Origin of the sequence: Flavobacterium subsaxonicum WB 4.1-42 = DSM 21790 (assembly GCF_000422725.1) — a bacterium.
GTDB lineage: Bacteria > Bacteroidota > Bacteroidia > Flavobacteriales > Flavobacteriaceae > Flavobacterium > Flavobacterium subsaxonicum.
Map to the genome: position 1 here is coordinate 1 of NZ_AUGP01000017.1, position 18958 is coordinate 18958.

Genomic DNA, 18958 nt, shown 5'->3' on the forward strand with positions numbered 1-18958 from the left:
CCCGCAAGCTTTTTCAAAAAAAAATTTAACCTTTTTTTTGAACCCGTCCCTCTCGGTGCGGTAAGCCAGGCTTGGTATTTCAGCTTTACAATGAGCACCTTTCCTTTCGGTTAGGGAGGGCAAAGATACTATCTTTTCCCTTTATCATCCAAGCTTTATTTTACTTTTTTTTTAACCTTTATTGCTATCGGTTAATGCCTTGTTTGCGTTTTCAGTTTGTGTAAGAACTTGCTCTCTAATGCGGGTGCAAAAGTACCACTTCTTTTCGCTTTTCAAAGCTTTATCTAAACCTTTTTTAAATGTTTTTCTTAACTCTTTGTTAATGTGAAGCTTGAATACGAAAGTTTTTTGTTATTTTTTGTTGGGAGGTGGATCTGGGTGGGGTTTTAAGGGTTTCAGAGGTTAGATTGGGGCAGTTTTGTCGATTTGGTAATATAAGTAAAGGCTATTTCGCAAAGATTCTCAAAGAAGACACAAAGTTGCGCAAAGATTTACTCTTATATATAAGAAGTCCTCTCCCCCAACCCCTCTCCACACGAGCGCAGCGAACTGGCGCAGCAAAGGAGAGGGGAGCCAGGAACGGGTACAGTGTGAATAACTCTCATATAAACGAGAAGACCTCACCCCTAACCCCTCTCCAAGGGAAAGGAGAGCCGAGAACGGGTACTGTATGGATATCGTAATGCCTAATCTTATATATAAGGAGTGCTAATTAATGGATAGCCTGAGGTATTAAAACAGCAAAGGCCGGAATAATCCGGCCTTGCTATATTCTATATAGAGTACGTTATATTTTACTAAAATCTTCTATACACTTTTTTGCATAGAGTTTTGTAATATTAAATACCCTACGTTTGGCTTCGGTATCTTTTTCGAGGTTGTGTTTTGAGAGAAAGTTTACAGCAGTATTTTCGAATTCTTTTTGCAGGTCGTTTATAAATGTTTCAAGCTTAGAACCTCCAGCCGATAAATACACCTCGCTATGGTATTTTTTATGAAAATCTTTGTGCAAATCTGTGCAGGCGCGTTCTAACTGGTGTTCTAACTCCTTATAATTGAAATCCATTATTCTATGTATTTTAATTTGGAGGACAAAATAAACAAATTGCTGCCTTACAAAAGTTATAAAATTTAACTTAAAATTAGTAAAATTTTTCGTTCTATTTTAAGCATACCACCCTTACCTTACCTGACCGTAAAAGTCTATACACTTCTTAGCGTGCTTTTTAGCAATAGCAGTTATAAGCCTAAGCCCTTCTGCATCATTACTTAGTTTGTTGTTGGTAATAAATAATTGCGCAGCGTTATCAAATTCTGTTTTAATTAAATCAAAAAAGGCATTAAGCATATCGGCACCGCCCGCTTGGTAGGTAGACTTGTATTTACCAGTAAGGTCTTTTATTACGTCATCGCAGGCGCAATCAAAATCTTTTTCTAAAACAGAATAATCCACAGGCATCATTATTACTATTAATTAATTACATTTTATTATAAAGCTAATTTACAATTTTTACAGACTAATTTAACAAAGGTTTTCTTAAAATACGCTTAAACAAAAAAAAGTCCTTTGAAATTAATCAAAGGACTCATAAATCAGGGTGAATGAGGGGTCTCGAACCCCCGACCTTCGGAACCACAATCCGACGCTCTAACCAACTGAGCTACAATCACCATTTATTTTGCGAGTGCAAATCTATAACTGTTTTACGGTTTTTGCAAATAAAATTTACACTTTTTTATATCAAATCTGCTAAACTGTTCACTGCCAAATGCCTCTCTACTGTAAAACCTTCGGCATATTCGGTATTTATAAGCCTGCCAAGGTCGGCGGCACGGTAAAGTATGCTGTCTTTAAAGTTTTTTGTGGCAATTGGTGTAACCGGCTCGGTACTGTTTGGGTCGTAAAATTGCGACTTATACGCCATTAACGATGCCACTTTTACATCTATAAAACCGGTAACATCTACCACAAAATCGGGCTCCAGGTTTTTCCACTGTATGTAATGATACACCAGTTTTGGCCTCCAGGCCTGCTGGCTAACGCCATCTACAGTGGTTACTATTTTGCGAAGCCCTGAAAGGAACGAAGCATCTGACACTAATTTACTGCCTTTTGCATGGTCTATATGCCTGTCATCAACAGCGTTGGCAATTACAATTTCGGGTTGGTATTTGCGTATCATTTTTATAACCTCAAGCTGGTGTGCTTCATCATTAATAAAAAAGCCATCTCTAAAGCTAAGGTTTTCTCTTACGCTAACACCAAGTATTTTAGCAGCATCGGCAGCTTCGCGGTCTCTAATTTCTGCCGATCCGCGGGTACCAAGCTCGCCTCGGGTTAAATCTACAATTCCTACTTTTTTACCAAGAGAAATTTCTTTGGCTATTGTAGCGCCACAGCTCAGTTCTATATCATCGGGGTGTGCGCCAAAAACAAGTATATCTAATTTCATTATTTAGTTGCAAAGTTTAAAGCTGCAAAGTTACGAAGATTTTATAAGAAGGAGTTGCAAAGTGGCAAAGTAACAAAGTTGCAAAGTTGCAGATCTGGCACATTATTATAACACCTTCCTCATCGTCATGCTCTTGTTTACCGTTTCAAAAAATTCTTTTTCGGGGTTACTGTCTTTAGTAATGCCACACCCTATATATAAATGGGCCTGCTGATGCCCTACCTTCATGCAACGCAGGTTTACAAAAAGGTCGGTTGCGGTTTGACCCGTATTAAAATCATGGTTGATTTCTCCGAGGAATCCCGAATAATACTCCCTGTTATACCCTTCGTGCTCTAATAAATACTGCTGCGCCTCTTTTTTAGGGAGTCCGCAAACGGCTGGTGTTGGGTGTAAAGTGTTTATTACCGACTGTAAACTATCTGCACTCTTTAACTCGGCAGAAATATCGGTCTTTATATGTACAATGTTGCCGGCCCTAAAAGTATACGGCTCGGTAGTGTTAATGTTGCTTACATACTCTTTAAGTTCGGTAAGAATATAATCCGTAACAAAACGCTGTTCCTGCTGTTCTTTATCTTCCCAAACCGCAACTTCTCTCTCCTTATATAATTGTGTACCGGCAAGGGCAACGGTATGCAGGGTATTGTTTTCAACTTTTAAAAGCTGCTCTGGCGTTGCACCCATCCACAAGCCGGCTTCAGGATGATAAAAGCAATACCTGAAAGCAGCAGGATAAGCCGACAGCATTTTTTTAAATATCGACACAACATCGGCATCATGTAAATCGACACCCTCCGTACGTGATAATACGAGCTTCTGGAAGTTGCCACCCTTAATAGCTGCTACACTCTGAGTTACCAAGGCTTCAAAATTGCTTTTTGCAGTTGGGTCTATTACAGGTTTATCCTGATGGGAAGGCGTTTCGAAACCTGCATCCAACTCATCCGAAAGCACCTCTGCAATATCAGCGGGTATAAAAATAGTGGTGCCTTGCGCAAATGGTGCAAAAACAAAGCCCGGTTTTTCGAAGTCTACAGGGTGGGTTTGCCCATCATTCTGAAATGTACCTGTAATTGTAGTACTGCCCGGCTTGCTGTATACCGCAAAAGGCAGGTTGTTTTGTAATTGTTGTTTTAATCTGGAAAATAAATGGGTCATATATAATTTTTTTGCCACGAATTACACCAATTTCACCAATTTTAAATTGATGTTGAGAAGTTGCTGTAAACTAAAAACTGTAAACTATCTTCTCCTCGGCATTACCATATTTGTAATTTTGCAAAGCGATATTAGTTTACCGGCTTCGTCGGTTATTTTAATTTCCCATAAATGCAGGCTCCTGCCCTGGTGCACTATGCGTGCCGTGGCAGTAACTACGCCATCGCGCTTGGCGCGAAGGTGGTTAGCCGATATTTCGATACCCCGTACTTCCTGTATTTCGGGGTTAATAAACATTATAGAGGCTGCACTGCCCACGCTTTCGGCCAGGGCAACGCTTGCACCGCCATGCAACAGGCCCATTGGCTGGTGTACCCTTGGGTTTACCGGCATTGTTGCTTGCAAAAAATCTTCGCCAGCATCGGTAAATACAATATCAAGCGTTTCCATAAGGGTGTTTTTACAGTAGTTGTTGCACATTATAAGTGCTGCTTCTTTATCAAAGGCCATTTAGTGTTGTTTTAAGAAATGTAAAAGTACAAAAGAAGGAGCAAGTCTGAAAGTCGAAAGTCATAAAGTCATAAGGTCGTAAAGTCTAAAGTCAGAAGGTCGAAAGTTATAAAGTCGAAAGTCCGTGGTTGGGAAGTCTGATAGAAAAAAGTTAAGGGTCGAAAGCGAGCACCTGACTTGATGACCTGATAACTTTCGACTTTACACCTCTATGACTTTAACACTAAAAATCATAAACCTTCGTTAACACTACAAATGCTTTTAAAAATTTAGAATTAATAGCTACTTTTACCAAAAATTGTTTTTTATATGCGCCACATTTTACTTTTACTATTATTGGGTTTTGCGTTTACGTTTACATCTTGCCGCGACGATTTTGAGTTTGAGACCAGTTCTGGCACAGGGCTTGAGTTTTCGCGCGATACCGTATACCTGGACACCGTGTTTAGCAACATTGGTTCCAGCACCTATACTTTAAAGGTATACAACCGTAGCAATAAAGACATTAGCATACCCAGCATACGTTTAAGAAAAGGCGATGCCTCTAAATACCGACTAATGGTAGACGGTGTTCCCGGCAAATCATTCAGCAATGTGGAGTTGCTGGCAAAAGACAGCATGTATGTGTTTATAGAAACCACAGCCAACATTGCCGATGCCAACGCCACCGATTTTTTATATACCGATGAAATAGATTTTGTAGGCAGTGCCGGCACTCAGGATGTTAACCTGGTTACCCTTATTCAGGATGCGTATTTTTTATACCCACAGCGTAACGAACTTGGACAGTACGAAGCCGTTAGGTACGACGACGAACTTACTGATGATGGCGAAGAAGTGTATATATACGGCTTTAACTTAAACGAAGCCGAAAATGATAACGAACTGCATTTTAACAACACTAAGCCCTATGTAATATACGGTTATGCTACCGTGCCCGATGGTAAAACGCTGGTGGTAGACCCGGGTGCACGAGTGCATTTTCATGCTGATTCCGGACTTATGGTTAGGCCGGGTGCTACGTTAAATATAAATGGGGCAGCCTCTGTAACCCCGGATAACGAGAACGAAGTTGTTTTTGAAGGCGACAGGCTGGAGCCCGATTTTGCTGAGACTTCGGGCCAGTGGGGTGCTATTTTATTAATGTCTGATAAAGATAATGTAATTAACCACCTCACCCTTAAAAATGCTACAGTAGGCATTATATCGCAGCGCATTAATGCTGCCACAACGCCTAAGCTGCAAATTAATAACTCGCAAATTTACAACTGCACCAACTACGGTTTGCTGTCGTACACCTCTAACATATCCGGAGAAAATACGGTGGTAAACAATTCAGGTCAGGCTTCGGTTGCACTTGTATACGGAGGCCAGTACGATTTTAAGCACTGTACGTTTGCCAACTACTTTAATAGCTACAACCAGGTGCCACTGCTTATAAACAACTATATAGAAGATGCCGACGGTAAATATGCTTACCATCTTAATGCCAGCTTTGGCAACTGTATTGTATATGGTTCGGGCAACGTGGGTATGTCGTTAGACCGATTTAACGACCCTGCTTACACCTACACTATTACTTTTACCAACAGCCTTTTAAAACTTATAGACACCACCAACCAGCTTAAAACCAACGAGCTGTATCCTGGCGATAGCGGCACTGGCAACAACCCTACCCTTGTGGCCTACAACAACTGCCAGTTGGCAAGAACATCTACCCGCAACAAGCCTGCTTATCAAGATCCGCAAAATAATAAGCTCAACCTTTTTACCAATACCAGTATTGATGCGCAATACCCTGGCCCGGAAAATACGGCCGATGCTACGATAGCGGCACAGGTTCCGTTTGATATTACAGGGGCTTCGAGGCCATCGGGTGGTGCCGATATTGGCGCTTACGAAAGCAGGCCCGAACCGGCTGAATAATTTTTCCTGAAATCGTGTTATTATTTTTCATAATTTTAGCTAACAAACTAAAAACCAACAATTATGAAAAATGTAGTAACAACAGTAGCCGTACTTGCGCTGTGCTTTACCCTGGGCAGCGCAACCGCACAAACTAAAGATGAAGCAGCCATGCAAAAAGCCTGGGAAGCCTATGCTGCCCCCGGCGATATGCACAAGCTCCTGGCCGACGAGACCGGAACCTGGAATGTGGATATGACTTTTTGGATGGATGCCAATGCAAAGCCTGAAACCAGCAAGTCGGTATCTGAATCTAAAATGATTTTGGGTGGCCGCTATCAGGAGGTAACCTACAAGGGCAACCTTATGGGCATGGACTGGGAGGCTAAGAACACTATTGCTTACAACAACAAATCTAAAGAGTTTACCTCTACCTTTATAGACAACAGCGGTACCGGTATGATGGTTGCTGTTGGTACGTATAACCCTGCCACTAAAACCATAACCTTTAAAGGCGAAATGACCGACCCGCTTACCGGCAAAGCAGTTAAGTACAGAGAAATTTATACTATTGTAGATGCCAATACCCGCAAACTGGTTGCCTACGATACTAAAGACGGCAAAGAATACAAGAGCATGGAGATTGTATTAAAGAGGAATTAGAAAGAATAATACAGCCACAAATTACACAAATTTCACTAATTAAAAACTGCTACAATTGCAGAGGTTAAATTGGTGTAATTCGTGTAATTTGTGGTTAAATCTTTTATAACCTCCAGTTATTCTTTACTATTTCAGCAGTGGGAATTACGCACGACCTGCTTTCATCTTCTGATGCAAATATCTTAATAGTTCCACCAACCTTGTGGGTGCTAAGTATCGAAAAATCATGTACGCGCGATTCGCCAAAAATTTTGTTCCCGCCTCTACCAATATAGTCATAATATACCGTAATACTCTTACCAACGCCCGAAACCGGCATGCCAGGGTTGGGCACCATTGATAGTATGGTAGCCTCTTTTACAATGCCGTTTTTATACAAATTAAAATCTCTTAGGGCGGGTAACAATCCTATCAGTGTGAATACTGCGCCAATTGTAAAAAAGATAGCGGGCAATATAAAAAACAACGCAACAGGAAAAGAAAAGGGTTCCATATCCTGAATAGCCGATTCGCCTTCGTATTCCTTTACCGTGATTTTATCGCCAACGTTAAGGCGGGAAGCCTCGTCAATCTCCATAGTCTGGAATTTGTCCTGCTTATCTCTGCCGTTCATGGTATAAGAGTAGCTAATAATGCGTGGATTTTCTCCGTTTATCGATACATTGGTAAGTGCATCAATATTTGTAATACGGGCTTGTACAGCAGTGCCGTGCTGGTTAATCGCATCAAAATTATACTTTTGATAAGGCTCCTGTATAGAACCGGTAACCACTATCATAATGGGGAGGATCACAAAAACGGCTAACAATGTAAATACAATTCCCAGTCTCGAAAATGGGCTTTTACTAAAAGTCAGTTTAAACAGCGATGAAAGTTTTACGTGCCTCTTGTCCATTTTTATTGATATCGTTAAATTACTATTCAAATATATACCTTTCTAACAACCTTTTAAAGGTATTATTAGTTTTTAGAACGCATTTTAATATTTACATGCAACGCAGCAGGTAAAATTTTAAAAGGCTAATTATTACGGTGTTAATTATGCATTTTAACTAACCTATAATGTTTGCCCATTTCCGGTTTTTTGATTAATTTCGCAGCTTCAAACAACAACACACATAAAAATGATCCATTTCTTCGGAAACCAGACCAATACGGTTTTTGCAGTACAGGCACAAACCGAACTTTCGGCAGAGGATATTTCAAAATTAAACTGGCTTTTTGGCAACGCTCATAAGATAGAAAAATCCGTGCTTACGGATTTTTTTGTTGGACCCCGCGCTACCATGATTACGCCATGGAGTACCAATGCTGTAGAAATTACCCAGAACATGGGTATTACAGGTATTCTTCGTATCGAGGAGTTTGAAAAGGCCGATGAGGCTACTGCAAGTTTCGACCCTATGCTTTCTCAAAAGTACAACGGCCTTAACCAGGACATTTACACCATAAACATTAAGCCGGAGCCTATCCTGGAAATTGAGGATATTGCCGCTTATAACCAACAGGAGGGCCTTGCGCTTAACGCAGAAGAGGTAGACTACCTTAATAACCTTGCCACTAAACTGGGCAGAAAATTAACCGACTCTGAAGTTTTTGGCTTTAGCCAGGTAAACTCTGAGCACTGCCGCCACAAAATATTTAACGGTACGTTTGTTATAGATGGCGAAGAGAAACCTTCATCGCTATTTAAGCTTATTAAGAAAACAGCGGCCGAGAACCCTAACGATATTGTATCGGCTTATAAAGATAACGTGGCCTTTGTTAAAGGCCCACGTGTGGAGCAGTTTGCCCCTAAAACGGCCGATAAACCCGATTTTTATCAGGTAACAGAATTTGATTCGGTTATCTCGATAAAAGCAGAAACACACAACTTTCCTACAACTGTAGAGCCTTTTAACGGTGCTGCAACAGGTAGCGGTGGCGAAATTCGCGACAGGCTTGCCGGTGGTCAGGGGTCGTTACCTCTTGCAGGTACGGCGGTGTACATGACATCGTATTCTCGCCTTGAAGAGAACCGCCCTTGGGAAAACGGTATGGACGAGCGCAAATGGCTGTACCAAACCCCAATGGACATACTTATAAAAGCTTCTAACGGAGCATCAGACTTTGGTAACAAATTCGGCCAGCCGCTTATTACAGGGTCTGTACTAACGTTTGAACATACTGAGGATGCCCGCAAACTGGGCTTTGATAAAGTTATAATGCTTGCCGGTGGTATTGGTTACGGTAAAGCAAGCCAGGCGGCGAAACAAAAACCACAGGTTGGCGACAAGATTGTTATACTTGGTGGCGAAAACTACCGTATTGGTATGGGTGGTGCAGCAGTATCATCTGCCGATACCGGGGCTTTTAATTCAGGCATAGAGCTTAACGCCATACAGCGTTCTAACCCCGAGATGCAAAAACGTGCTGCCAATGCCGTTCGTGGCTTGGTAGAGAGCGAAAACAACCCAATAGTTTCTATTCACGATCACGGTGCAGGTGGCCACTTAAACTGCCTGTCTGAACTTGTAGAAGAAACCGGCGGTAAAATAGACCTTGACAAATTACCGGTGGGCGACCCTACCCTATCGGCTAAAGAAATAATTGGTAACGAGAGCCAGGAACGTATGGGCCTTGTTATCGGACAAAAAGATATTGATACCCTGCAACGCATTGCCGACCGCGAGCGTAGCCCTATGTATGCCGTGGGCGATGTTACAGGCAACCACCGATTTACATTCGAGAGCGCTACCACCGGTGCTAAACCAATGGATTTTGCGCTGGAAGATATGTTTGGCTCATCGCCAAAAACCATAATGAGCGATATTGCCGTGGAGGCTAAATATGCCAACCCGGAATATTCTCAGGAAAAAGTACACGAGTACCTAAACCAGGTGCTTCAGCTTGAAGCTGTTGCCTGTAAAGACTGGTTAACCAACAAGGTAGACCGTTGTGTGGGTGGTAAGGTAGCCAAGCAGCAAACTGCAGGGCCTATTCAGTTACCGCTTAACAACGTGGGCGTAATGGCATTAGACTATGCCGGTAAAGAAGGTATAGCAACCACCATTGGCCACTCGCCTGTTTCTGCCCTGGTAGACCCTGTTGCGGGTAGCCGTAACTCTATTGGCGAGGCGTTGTCTAACATTGTTTTTGCTCCGCTAAAAGACGGGCTTAAAAGTGTTTCGCTTTCGGCTAACTGGATGTGGGCTTGTAAAAACGAAGGCGAAGATGCCCGTTTATACGATGCTGTAAAGGGCTGTAGCGATTTTGCTATCGAACTTGGCATCAACATCCCAACAGGAAAGGATTCGCTTTCTATGAAACAAAAATATCCTGACGGCGATGTTATTGCCCCGGGTACCGTTATAATATCAGCTGCAGGTAACTGTAGCGACATTCGTAAGGTAGTAGAGCCGGTACTTAAAAAAGATGGCGGTAACATTTACCACATTAACCTAAGTGGCGATACCTTTAAACTGGGCGGATCATCGTTTGCGCAGGTGCTTAATAAAGTGGGCAACGAAGTTCCGACAATTACAGATGCTGCGGCGTTTAAAAACACCTTTAACGTAATTCAGGATCTTATTAAAGCGGGTAAAATTGCTGCAGGCCACGATATTGGCAGCGGCGGTTTAATTACTACCCTGCTTGAAATGAGCTTTGCCGAGGTTAACCTTGGTGCCGAATACGACCTTACTAACCTTAACGAGGCCGATACGGTTAAAACCCTGTTTGCAGAAAATATTGCCATTGTTATTCAGGCCGATGCTGCTGTAGAGGCAGAGCTTGCTAAAAATAATGTAGCCTTTACCCTTATTGGTACGCCTAAAGAAGGCAACACCGTTACCGTTAAAAACGGCGACACTAACCTTACTTTTGATGTAACCGAAACACGCGATACGTGGTTTAAAACATCGTACCTGTTAGACCAAAAGCAAAGTGGCAAACAAAAAGCACAGGAGCGTTACAACAACTATAAAAACCAGCCGTTGCAGTTTACCTTCCCAACCCATTTTACGGGCAGGAAAGTAACGTTAGATGGCGGTAGGCCAAGGCCAAAAGCCGCTATTATTCGCGAAAAGGGTAGTAACTCGGAACGTGAAATGGCAAACGCCATGTACCTTGCCGGTTTTGATGTTAAAGATGTACACATGACCGACCTTATATCGGGCCGCGAAACCCTTGAAGATATCCAGTTTATTGGTGCTGTGGGTGGTTTCTCTAATTCAGATGTACTGGGTTCGGCTAAAGGATGGGCCGGTGCCTTTTTATACAACGAAAAAGCCAAGATAGCTTTAGAGAAATTTTTTGCCAGGGAAGACACCCTGTCGGTAGGTATTTGTAACGGTTGCCAGCTGTTTATAGAGCTGGGCCTTATAAACCCTGAGCACGAGGTTAAACCGCGCATGCTGCACAACGACAGTAAAAAACACGAAAGTGGCTTTACATCGGTTACGGTGCAGGAAAACTCGTCGATTATGCTTAGCAGCCTTGCGGGCAGCACCCTTGGTGTTTGGATTTCGCATGGCGAAGGTAAATTCGACTTACCGTATACCGAAGATAAATACGACGTTGTAGCTAAATACGCCTACAACGGCTACCCTGCCAACCCTAACGGCAGCCACTTTGATATTGCCATGATGGCAAGCAACAATGGCCGCCACCTGGTTATGATGCCGCACATTGAGCGCTCTATGTTCCAGTGGAACTGGGCTAACTACCCAGCCGGCCGTACCGACGAGGTTTCGCCGTGGCACGAGGCGTTTGTTAACGCCCGTGAGTGGATTGAGAAAAGATAGTTGACAGTTGACAGTTATTGGTTGACAGCTTAGACAGAAGATAATAGATGATAGACGCCTCCAGGAATGGGGGCGTTTTTTTGTGTAAGCATATGTTTAGTTTTATTATATTTACGCTTTAAAGCCGCATCATGAACACAATCAATATTCCTTTAGACAAACTTTTCTTAGATCCAGATAATTATCGTCTCCGTAGTAAACCACAATATGTACAGATGCCTGATTTGACTGATGACAAAGTTATAGGAACAGCTTTGCAGCAAAGAACTTTCAACCTTGTAGCAGGAAAAAATAATATAGAGATCAAAGACTTAGTAGATAGCCTCAGATCAAATGGATTTCTTAAAGTTGACAATATTCTTGTAAGAGAATTAGATAATGACAAAGGCTATGTTGTGATTGAAGGGAATAGGCGATTAGCAGCACTAAAAGTTTTACAAAAGTCATACAACGAAGACTTTGATATTGGGCTTCTAGCTCCAACTGTTTTTGATGGTGTTGAAGTTGTCAAATATAGCTATCAAAATCCTGAAGAATATTTAATTTTAATGGGGTTAAGACATGTTAGTGGAAATAAAAAATGGGATCGATATAATCAAGCAAAACTTATAGCTGAACTTTATAATAAAGGTCTATCAGTTGTTCAGATTGCAAATAAATTAGGCGTTTCAAACAAAAGTGTCATTCAGCAACAACTTGATGCATTTTTTGCAATTGAGGCATTTATAAATGATGATATGGCTTATGACAATGATACCTCATTCAATCCATTTGATAAGTTTATGATTTTTATAGAGGTTTTACTTAAAACTAAAGTAAAAAACTGGTTGAAGTGGGATCCACTCAGAAAAGAATTTCTAGACAAAAATAATCTCCAAAGATTTTATTCATGGATAACTCCATCCTTTAGTATTTCAGATGATGAGGAGGATGGATTTAATGATAGCGATCTTTTAGACCCAATTATAATCAATCACAAAGAAATACGTCTTTTAAATGAAATTATAGATGATGAAGAATCACTTATAAGATTGGAAGAAACTAGAAGTATTACAGAGGCTATTGAGCAAAATGAAGGTTTTACTAAAAAGAAATTTTCTAAAGAAATTGCACAAGCAGAAAAAATTTTAAGAAATATAAAGTTTGGCCCCTCTCTTCTTCTAGAAGAAAATGATAGATTTTCATTGAATAACATTAAGAAAATTGTTAATAGAATTTTAGCAGATGAAAGCTAAGACCAAAGCAGACAAAAGGCGAAATTATCTGATTTTTATACTAACATCAAAAGATAATGTTGTTGACTTATATGCGTTAAAAGATATTGAAGAGGATGATATTGAAGATATCAAAATACAACTTGAATCTTACATCTCTAAATATAAAAATTGCGGATTAAAAATTGATTATAACACTTCGAGAATTTTTAAGTCAAAAAATATTATTGGAATTGCATCCTATGTAGACAATTTAAGTGCTATTCGATTTGAAAAATTTGCAGCTTTAATAATAAAATTTTTTGGTTACGAAATTACGTACGCAACTAAAATCTCACATGATCAAGGTATCGACTTTGTGGGAGTGAAAAGATTTCAACTATTTGATTCAAAAAGAGAGAGTTATTTGATTGGTCAAGCAAAAAAATATAATGTTCTAGTAAATGTCAATGAAGTTAGAGGATTTGCTGGTGCAGTTATTTTATTGAGAAGCAAAGAATTTAGTCAATCTAAAAAAGTTTATGAAAAACTAATAATGAAGTCATTTACGCCAATTGAGGGCATATTTGTTACTTCATATTTCTTTTCCCCTCCAGCCACAACATTATGTGAAAACGCTGATATAATTTCCCTTGATTTTATTGATCTAGTCCTTTTAACTGAAAAGGCTATTTTAGAAAAGAAACTTGAAATTGAAACTAATAATGTTTTTATTAAGGCTAAAGCTGACCAAGCGGTAAATAAAATTGTTATTCTAAATTAATATATTTACTATTTGTATTAGCATAAGAAACAAACATGCCCTTTCGCTCATGCTCTTGCTCTTGGGGCGTAACACTCGCACTCACATCAACAAAACCAAGCGCCCCACATTATGCAGGGCGTTTGTTGTTTAAACTATATAGACGGGCTACGATAAAAGTTTTCTGTTTACCGGAAGCCAGTATAATATTAAGAACGCAAGTGCTATTACCACTGTAACTGCTGTGCCTGCAATAGCAATGGTACTGCCATTGCCGCCCAATATACTATTCATATAATCTGCTGTTAGAGTAGCAGAATATATTTGAACAGCAATATTACCAACAGCCGCTGCCGTATAGAGGTACAGGCCGCTTAGCTTTTTTCGTAACATTAAAATTGCAGCTATAAGTTTGCAGGTGGCGACCCCAAAATTTACATAGGTTAAAGATTCAAAACCTTTAATTGGCAATGCTGCACCCATACTAAGAGATACTGCTGTACTTATCATAGTAAATACAACCCCTACAATAGTTAATATACATAATACTTTTAAAAAAGTAGTATTTTGAGGTGCCGGAAGTTCAAATTCTTCAAATCTTTTTGGCTGCTCTGTGTTACAGTTAGTGCAATAAGTAGCGTCATCGGCAAGCATAGTGCCGCATCGGGTGCATGGTTTCATGGTGTGGTTTGGTTTAATGTGCGTAAATATAGGACTTCTCAAATTATACACCCGGAATTAGAGAGGCTGTCTTTTTTTACCCTGGCTGATTGCGCATTTATAGTTGCAAAACAAAAAAGAGAAATAAGCAGGAACAAATTTTTCATGGTTTTAAATTTGAGGATTGGTTTATTAAATTTAGTAAAAAAGACAATTCGATTTAACCGAAAATTTTTCGGGAGTTTTTTAGAATTCCCAACCACCATTTTCTGGGATTTTCAATTTTGTGATCGACTATGGGGCCAGATACGCAATCTCAAAGTCCGAAAGTGAAATATTAAGCCCTTTTTGGCCTAATTTCGATAATTTGACGAACTCTATAATTGCAGTATTAAAAAATTATCACATCCTAAATTAATTGGTTTATAAAATATAATTTCATAATTTGCATAGATAAACCTTTACAAAAATTTATGGATAATATAACCCGTTTGTTCGATTTTCCGTACTATCAGCTAAAAAAGTACAACCTGCCTGCGGCATTGGTTACCAAATACGGAAATGAGTGGGTAAAAACCTCAACACAGGAGTACCTGGATAAGGCTAACGCCTTCTCTCGAGGGCTTTTACGTTTGGGTATCAGGAAAAACGATAAGATCGCGGTGATATCGTCCAACAACCGCACTGAGTGGAATATTGTTGATATTGGCATACTGCAAACCGGCGCACAAAACGTACCTGTGTACCCAACTATATCTACCGAAGACTACGAATACATACTTACACACTCTGAAAGTCAGTACTGTATCGTTTCTGACGAAGAGCTGTACCAGAAAATTATGTCGGTTAAACCTAATGTACCCAGGCTAAAAGAAGTGTACTCTTTTAACGAGGTGGCGGGCTGTAAAAACTGGACAGAGATACTGGAGTTGGGCAAAGACACTGGCAATCAGGCTGATGTAGAGGCTATTAAAGACAGTATTAAGGAAGACGAACTGGCTACCATCATCTACACATCGGGTACTACCGGCAGGCCAAAAGGCGTAATGCTGTCGCATAAAAACATAGTATCAGATGTGCTAATGAGCTCAGAACGTGTACCTTTTGAACTCGGACAGAGTGTAGCACTGAGCTTTTTGCCGGTTTGCCATATCTATGAGCGCATGATTTTGTACATCTACCAATACTGTGGTGTATCGATATATTTTGCAGAAAGCATTGAAAAACTGACCGATAACATTAAAGAGACCTCTCCCGATGTTATTACGGCGGTTCCAAGGTTGTTAGAAAAGGTGTACGACGCTATTATAGCTAAGGGTTCGGCGCTTACAGGCATCAAGAAAAAGCTATTTTTCTGGGCGGTAGATGTTGGCCTGGCATACGAGCCTTACGGTGTTAACGGCCTGTGGTACAGCGCTAAACTATGGCTTGCACGTAAGCTTATCTTTAGCAAATGGAAGGCTGGGCTTGGCGGTAAATTAGGCCTTATGGTTAGCGGTAGCGCGGCCATACAGCCAAGGCTTGCACGTGTGTTTGCAGCAGCGGAAATTCCGGTTATGGAGGGTTACGGACTTACGGAGACCTCTCCGGTTATTGCCGTTAACGACCAGCGCAACGGTGGCTTTAAAATTGGCACCGTGGGCAAACCCCTTAAAGGTGTGGAAGTTATGATTGCCGAAGACGGCGAAATTTTATGCAAAGGCCCCAACGTTATGATGGGCTACTATAATGATGAAGAAAAGACTAAAGAGGTAATGACGGACGGTTACTTTCATACAGGCGATATTGGCCTTATAGATAAAGACGGGTTCTTAAAAATTACCGACCGTAAAAAGGAAATGTTCAAGACATCCGGAGGTAAATACATTGCACCTCAGCTAATTGAAAACGCTATGAAGCAGTCGCGCTTTATAGAACAGATAATGGTTATTGGCGATGGCGAGAAGATGCCGGCGGCCTTTATTCAGCCTGATTTTGCGTTTGTTAAGCAGTGGGCATCACGCAAGGGCATTAATCTGGGTTCTAACCAGGAAATTGCCGACAGCAAAGAGGTACACGACCGCATACAGGAAGAGGTTGAGGGTATTAACAAGAAATTCGGCCATTGGGAGCAGATCAAAAAATTTGAAATTACCCCCGATGCATGGAGTGTTGAAGGCGGAGAAATGACCCCTACCCTTAAACTAAAGCGTAAGTCAGTCAAAGAAAAATACATTAAACTGTATGATAAGATATACGGAGGCACATCCGAAAAGTAATTTAAACTCCCCAATTGGGGAGTTTTTTTATGGCTTATTAGCAAGCATTTAGTGTGGCAAATAACTAAAAAATTAGCTATTTTAGCCGCAACCAATAATAAACATGAAACAACTCCTATTCTTACTTTTACTTGTAAGCACTGTAAGCTTTGCGCAGCAAAAAACGCTTAAAGGCGTTATAAAAGACATTACTACTCAGGAACCCATATCCAGGGCTACTATTAGTGTTGATGGCACTAACATAAACACCGTTGCTAATGATGAAGGCAGCTTTAGGGTAATACTGCCGTCTTCGGCAAAAAGTATTACTATTAGCCACCTGAGTTACAGGAGTTATAACTTTACCCCCGATAAGTCTAACGAAGACCTTGAACTGTTCCTGGAACCCGGCGGCATAGAGCTGGAAGAGCTTGTAGTTACTAATATACCGGTAAGCGAAATTTTGCAGCAGGTTGTAGGCAATTCGCGCAAGCGGCTGGAAAAATCGCTGCTGTTAAACACGTATTACCGTGAGTTTGTAAAGGTTAACGATGTGTACACCAAGTTTGCCGACGGGCTACTGGATTACTACGTTAAGCGTAAAAGTGGCGCTTCAGATTTGTTGGTTAAGCAAAGCAGGTCGTCTCGCCTGGTAGATGCCGGTACCACAAAAAGAGAGCAAATGACTGACGCACTATACCTTTTTGATGTACGCGACGCCATATCTGATGCTTATAGCTTTAAAGGAATACGCAATGTATTGAGTAGCCCCAATTATAATTTTGAGTTGCGCATGCGTACCGATAAAAATGGCAAATCGGTAGAGATAATTAAGATCATCCCTAAAGCCGAAGTACAAAAATTATTAATGGAGGGCACCGTAGTATATGATCCTGCCACCAAGCTTATTTTGGAAATGGACATTAAATATTCTGAAGCGCATAAAAAATACATATCTGAAGTTAATGTATTGATTATGAAGTTTACTTTGTTAGACGAATTTAAAAAAACCGGCTTTAGGATAGATGGCTCTAAGTATATTATGACGTACAACAAGCACAGAGCCAATTTTCATGCAAAAATGGGCAATAAACTGGATGATACGTTTGATTTTGTGAGCGATATTGTTGCTATGGACTACAAAGAAGGCGAATTTGACCTCGACAAAAAACTTAAATATAAAGAAAAGAGCCTGTTTGCGGCAGGTACCCATTTTACTGAAGAATTCTGGAAAACCAACAACACCTTATTACCTACCGAGGCCGAAGAAAAAGTTATACAAAGCCTTAAATAACAATTAATTACACGCCCATAATTTACTATGAAAAAAATCGCTTTACTATTGCTAACCTTTTCAGCATTATACAGCTGCTCATCTCCGGTAGTGGAGACAGACGAGAAAATAGATGCAAAACTTAGAAATACCTTAAAAACTAAAACCGACAGTGTATTTGAAGCCGTTACCACAAGTAACCAAAAGATATACAAGGCGGTAGCATCAGATGATTTTTTTAAACACCTGCAAGCCAGCATCCGCAATGTGGTAATGCCTTTTAGAAATGGTTTCTTTAAGCCCGAATTTACTGTATATAAGCAATATCATGTTACCACTACAAGGGGAGAAAAAATAGATATCCCCTCAGATAAAGAAGGGTTTACGTTTTCTTATGTGCCAGATCAAACTGAAACCTATGTTAGCCTCCTTAAAGTATCCAGCCACCAGTTTGATTATCTTATTGCCCTGATTTACGGTAACGATAACAACCAATGGAAACTGTACCAAATGGACCTTATGTTTTTAGGTAACTTTAACCAGACTGTACAAAACATGTATGATACAGCAAAGAAAAAAGAGGCCGACGGTTATTTATTAGACGCTTATGTATTTGCAAGTGCTGCTAACGACTGCGTTAGGGAGGAGCATCAAAACCTTAGCTGGAACAATAAAGCAGCCATAGAAGATTATTATAAAGCATTAGACGAACAGGTTAACGAAACGTATAAATTTCCTATTGCGTTAAACAGCATTATTAGCAAGCCTACCTTGCTGGAGATAAAAGCACAGGTAATTTATCCGGAAACCGTGCCTGCCATATTTTACCATACTTCTATTAGTAAAGAAGATACTATTGCCTTAAAACGCGAAAATGTAGCCATACGTGCCGAGGTTAGAAAGATATTTAAAGGACTAAACTTTAACAAGTCTATGGTATACAGGGGCCGCGAAAATTTAGATGGATCGGGCGTTGTATACGACTATATCGATAAAAAAGAAAAGTAGATCACTACATATTATTTATACAGCTCAGCTCCCCTATTGGGGAGTTTTTTATTATTCATAAAATTATTACATTTACTTTAAACAGACAATTAGTAATAATAGCAAGTTTATTTAAATACTAATATGTAATGGACACCTCTATAAGATAATATTATTGTCTCTTATCAAAAAAACGGGGTATGATTGACGGATAGCGTGCCTGTAACCTATCTGCAAAAAGCAGAATAGATACATAAATTTACTTTTAGATAAGGCAGTTTTTACAAATGCGTTAACACTAATATACAGCCCGTTTACAAAATATTCCTTACCTTGTAAGGATAAAATATACATACTCCCTAAAAAAAC

At 40.2% G+C, this 18958-nt stretch carries 15 protein-coding genes and 1 tRNA gene; 8 read left to right on the forward strand and 8 right to left on the reverse strand.

The window, feature by feature from the left end:
- Positions 1–787 precede the first annotated feature (787 nt).
- From G509_RS0102650 to G509_RS0102675, 6 genes are all read right to left on the reverse strand, one after another.
- Entirely contained in the window at positions 788–1066 is a 279-nt protein-coding gene (locus tag G509_RS0102650; RefSeq protein WP_026990103.1) for a hypothetical protein, read from the reverse strand.
- A gap of 114 nt (positions 1067–1180) precedes the next feature.
- Positions 1181–1453: a hypothetical protein gene (locus tag G509_RS0102655; protein ID WP_131450739.1), complete on the reverse strand. Its 273-nt coding sequence runs from the start codon at positions 1451–1453 to the stop codon at positions 1181–1183.
- Positions 1454–1596: 143 nt separating this feature from the next.
- A tRNA-His gene (locus G509_RS0102660) sits at positions 1597–1672 on the reverse strand.
- 64 nt (positions 1673–1736) lie between these two features.
- Positions 1737–2453: a bacillithiol biosynthesis deacetylase BshB1 gene (bshB1, locus tag G509_RS0102665; protein ID WP_026990105.1), complete on the reverse strand. Its 717-nt coding sequence runs from the start codon at positions 2451–2453 to the stop codon at positions 1737–1739.
- 105 nt (positions 2454–2558) lie between these two features.
- The gene (locus G509_RS0102670; protein ID WP_026990106.1) at positions 2559–3614 is read right to left on the reverse strand and encodes an isochorismate synthase; all 1056 of its coding nucleotides are present in this window, start codon (positions 3612–3614) and stop codon (positions 2559–2561) included.
- An 84-nt stretch (positions 3615–3698) separates the two neighbouring features.
- The gene (locus G509_RS0102675) at positions 3699–4124 is read right to left on the reverse strand and encodes a PaaI family thioesterase (RefSeq protein ID WP_026990107.1); all 426 of its coding nucleotides are present in this window, start codon (positions 4122–4124) and stop codon (positions 3699–3701) included.
- A 309-nt stretch (positions 4125–4433) separates the two neighbouring features.
- Here G509_RS0102675 and G509_RS0102680 point away from each other — a divergent pair, with 309 nt between their 5' ends.
- On the forward strand, positions 4434–6050 hold the full coding sequence (locus G509_RS0102680) for a hypothetical protein (RefSeq protein WP_026990108.1): 1617 nt from the start codon (positions 4434–4436) through the stop codon (positions 6048–6050).
- Between the two features lie 63 nt (positions 6051–6113).
- Positions 6114–6692, forward strand: coding sequence for a DUF1579 domain-containing protein (locus tag G509_RS0102685; RefSeq protein ID WP_026990109.1), 579 nt, complete (start codon positions 6114–6116; stop codon positions 6690–6692).
- Positions 6693–6795: 103 nt separating this feature from the next.
- On the opposite strand, the gene G509_RS0102690 is transcribed toward G509_RS0102685, so the two are convergent.
- Positions 6796–7587, reverse strand: a complete 792-nt coding sequence (locus G509_RS0102690; protein ID WP_026990110.1) for a DUF3592 domain-containing protein — start codon at positions 7585–7587, stop codon at positions 6796–6798.
- A gap of 229 nt (positions 7588–7816) precedes the next feature.
- Between G509_RS0102690 and purL the strand changes: the two genes are divergently transcribed.
- The 3 genes from purL (at position 7817) to G509_RS0102705 (ending at position 13453) form a co-directional block, all read left to right on the forward strand.
- The gene (gene purL, locus G509_RS0102695; RefSeq protein WP_026990111.1) at positions 7817–11476 is read left to right on the forward strand and encodes a phosphoribosylformylglycinamidine synthase; all 3660 of its coding nucleotides are present in this window, start codon (positions 7817–7819) and stop codon (positions 11474–11476) included.
- Positions 11477–11607: 131 nt separating this feature from the next.
- A complete protein-coding gene (locus tag G509_RS0102700) occupies positions 11608–12711 on the forward strand; it encodes a ParB/RepB/Spo0J family partition protein (RefSeq protein WP_026990112.1) in 1104 nt (367 codons plus the stop codon).
- On the forward strand, positions 12701–13453 hold the full coding sequence (locus G509_RS0102705) for a restriction endonuclease (RefSeq protein WP_026990113.1): 753 nt from the start codon (positions 12701–12703) through the stop codon (positions 13451–13453). The genes G509_RS0102700 and G509_RS0102705 overlap by 11 nt, the downstream gene beginning before the upstream one ends.
- A 147-nt stretch (positions 13454–13600) precedes the next feature.
- On the opposite strand, the gene G509_RS0102710 is transcribed toward G509_RS0102705, so the two are convergent.
- Entirely contained in the window at positions 13601–14113 is a 513-nt protein-coding gene (locus tag G509_RS0102710) for a zinc ribbon domain-containing protein (RefSeq protein WP_026990114.1), read from the reverse strand.
- 452 nt (positions 14114–14565) lie between these two features.
- Here G509_RS0102710 and G509_RS0102715 point away from each other — a divergent pair, with 452 nt between their 5' ends.
- The 3 genes from G509_RS0102715 to G509_RS0102725 all read left to right on the forward strand — a co-directional run bounded on the left by G509_RS0102715 (position 14566) and on the right by G509_RS0102725 (position 18610).
- The gene (locus tag G509_RS0102715) at positions 14566–16350 is read left to right on the forward strand and encodes an AMP-dependent synthetase/ligase (protein WP_026990115.1); all 1785 of its coding nucleotides are present in this window, start codon (positions 14566–14568) and stop codon (positions 16348–16350) included.
- Positions 16351–16453: 103 nt separating this feature from the next.
- Positions 16454–17623, forward strand: a complete 1170-nt coding sequence (locus G509_RS0102720) for a carboxypeptidase-like regulatory domain-containing protein (protein ID WP_026990116.1) — start codon at positions 16454–16456, stop codon at positions 17621–17623.
- A gap of 27 nt (positions 17624–17650) precedes the next feature.
- Positions 17651–18610, forward strand: a complete 960-nt coding sequence (locus tag G509_RS0102725; protein WP_026990117.1) for a hypothetical protein — start codon at positions 17651–17653, stop codon at positions 18608–18610.
- The last annotated feature ends 348 nt before the right edge of the window (positions 18611–18958 follow it).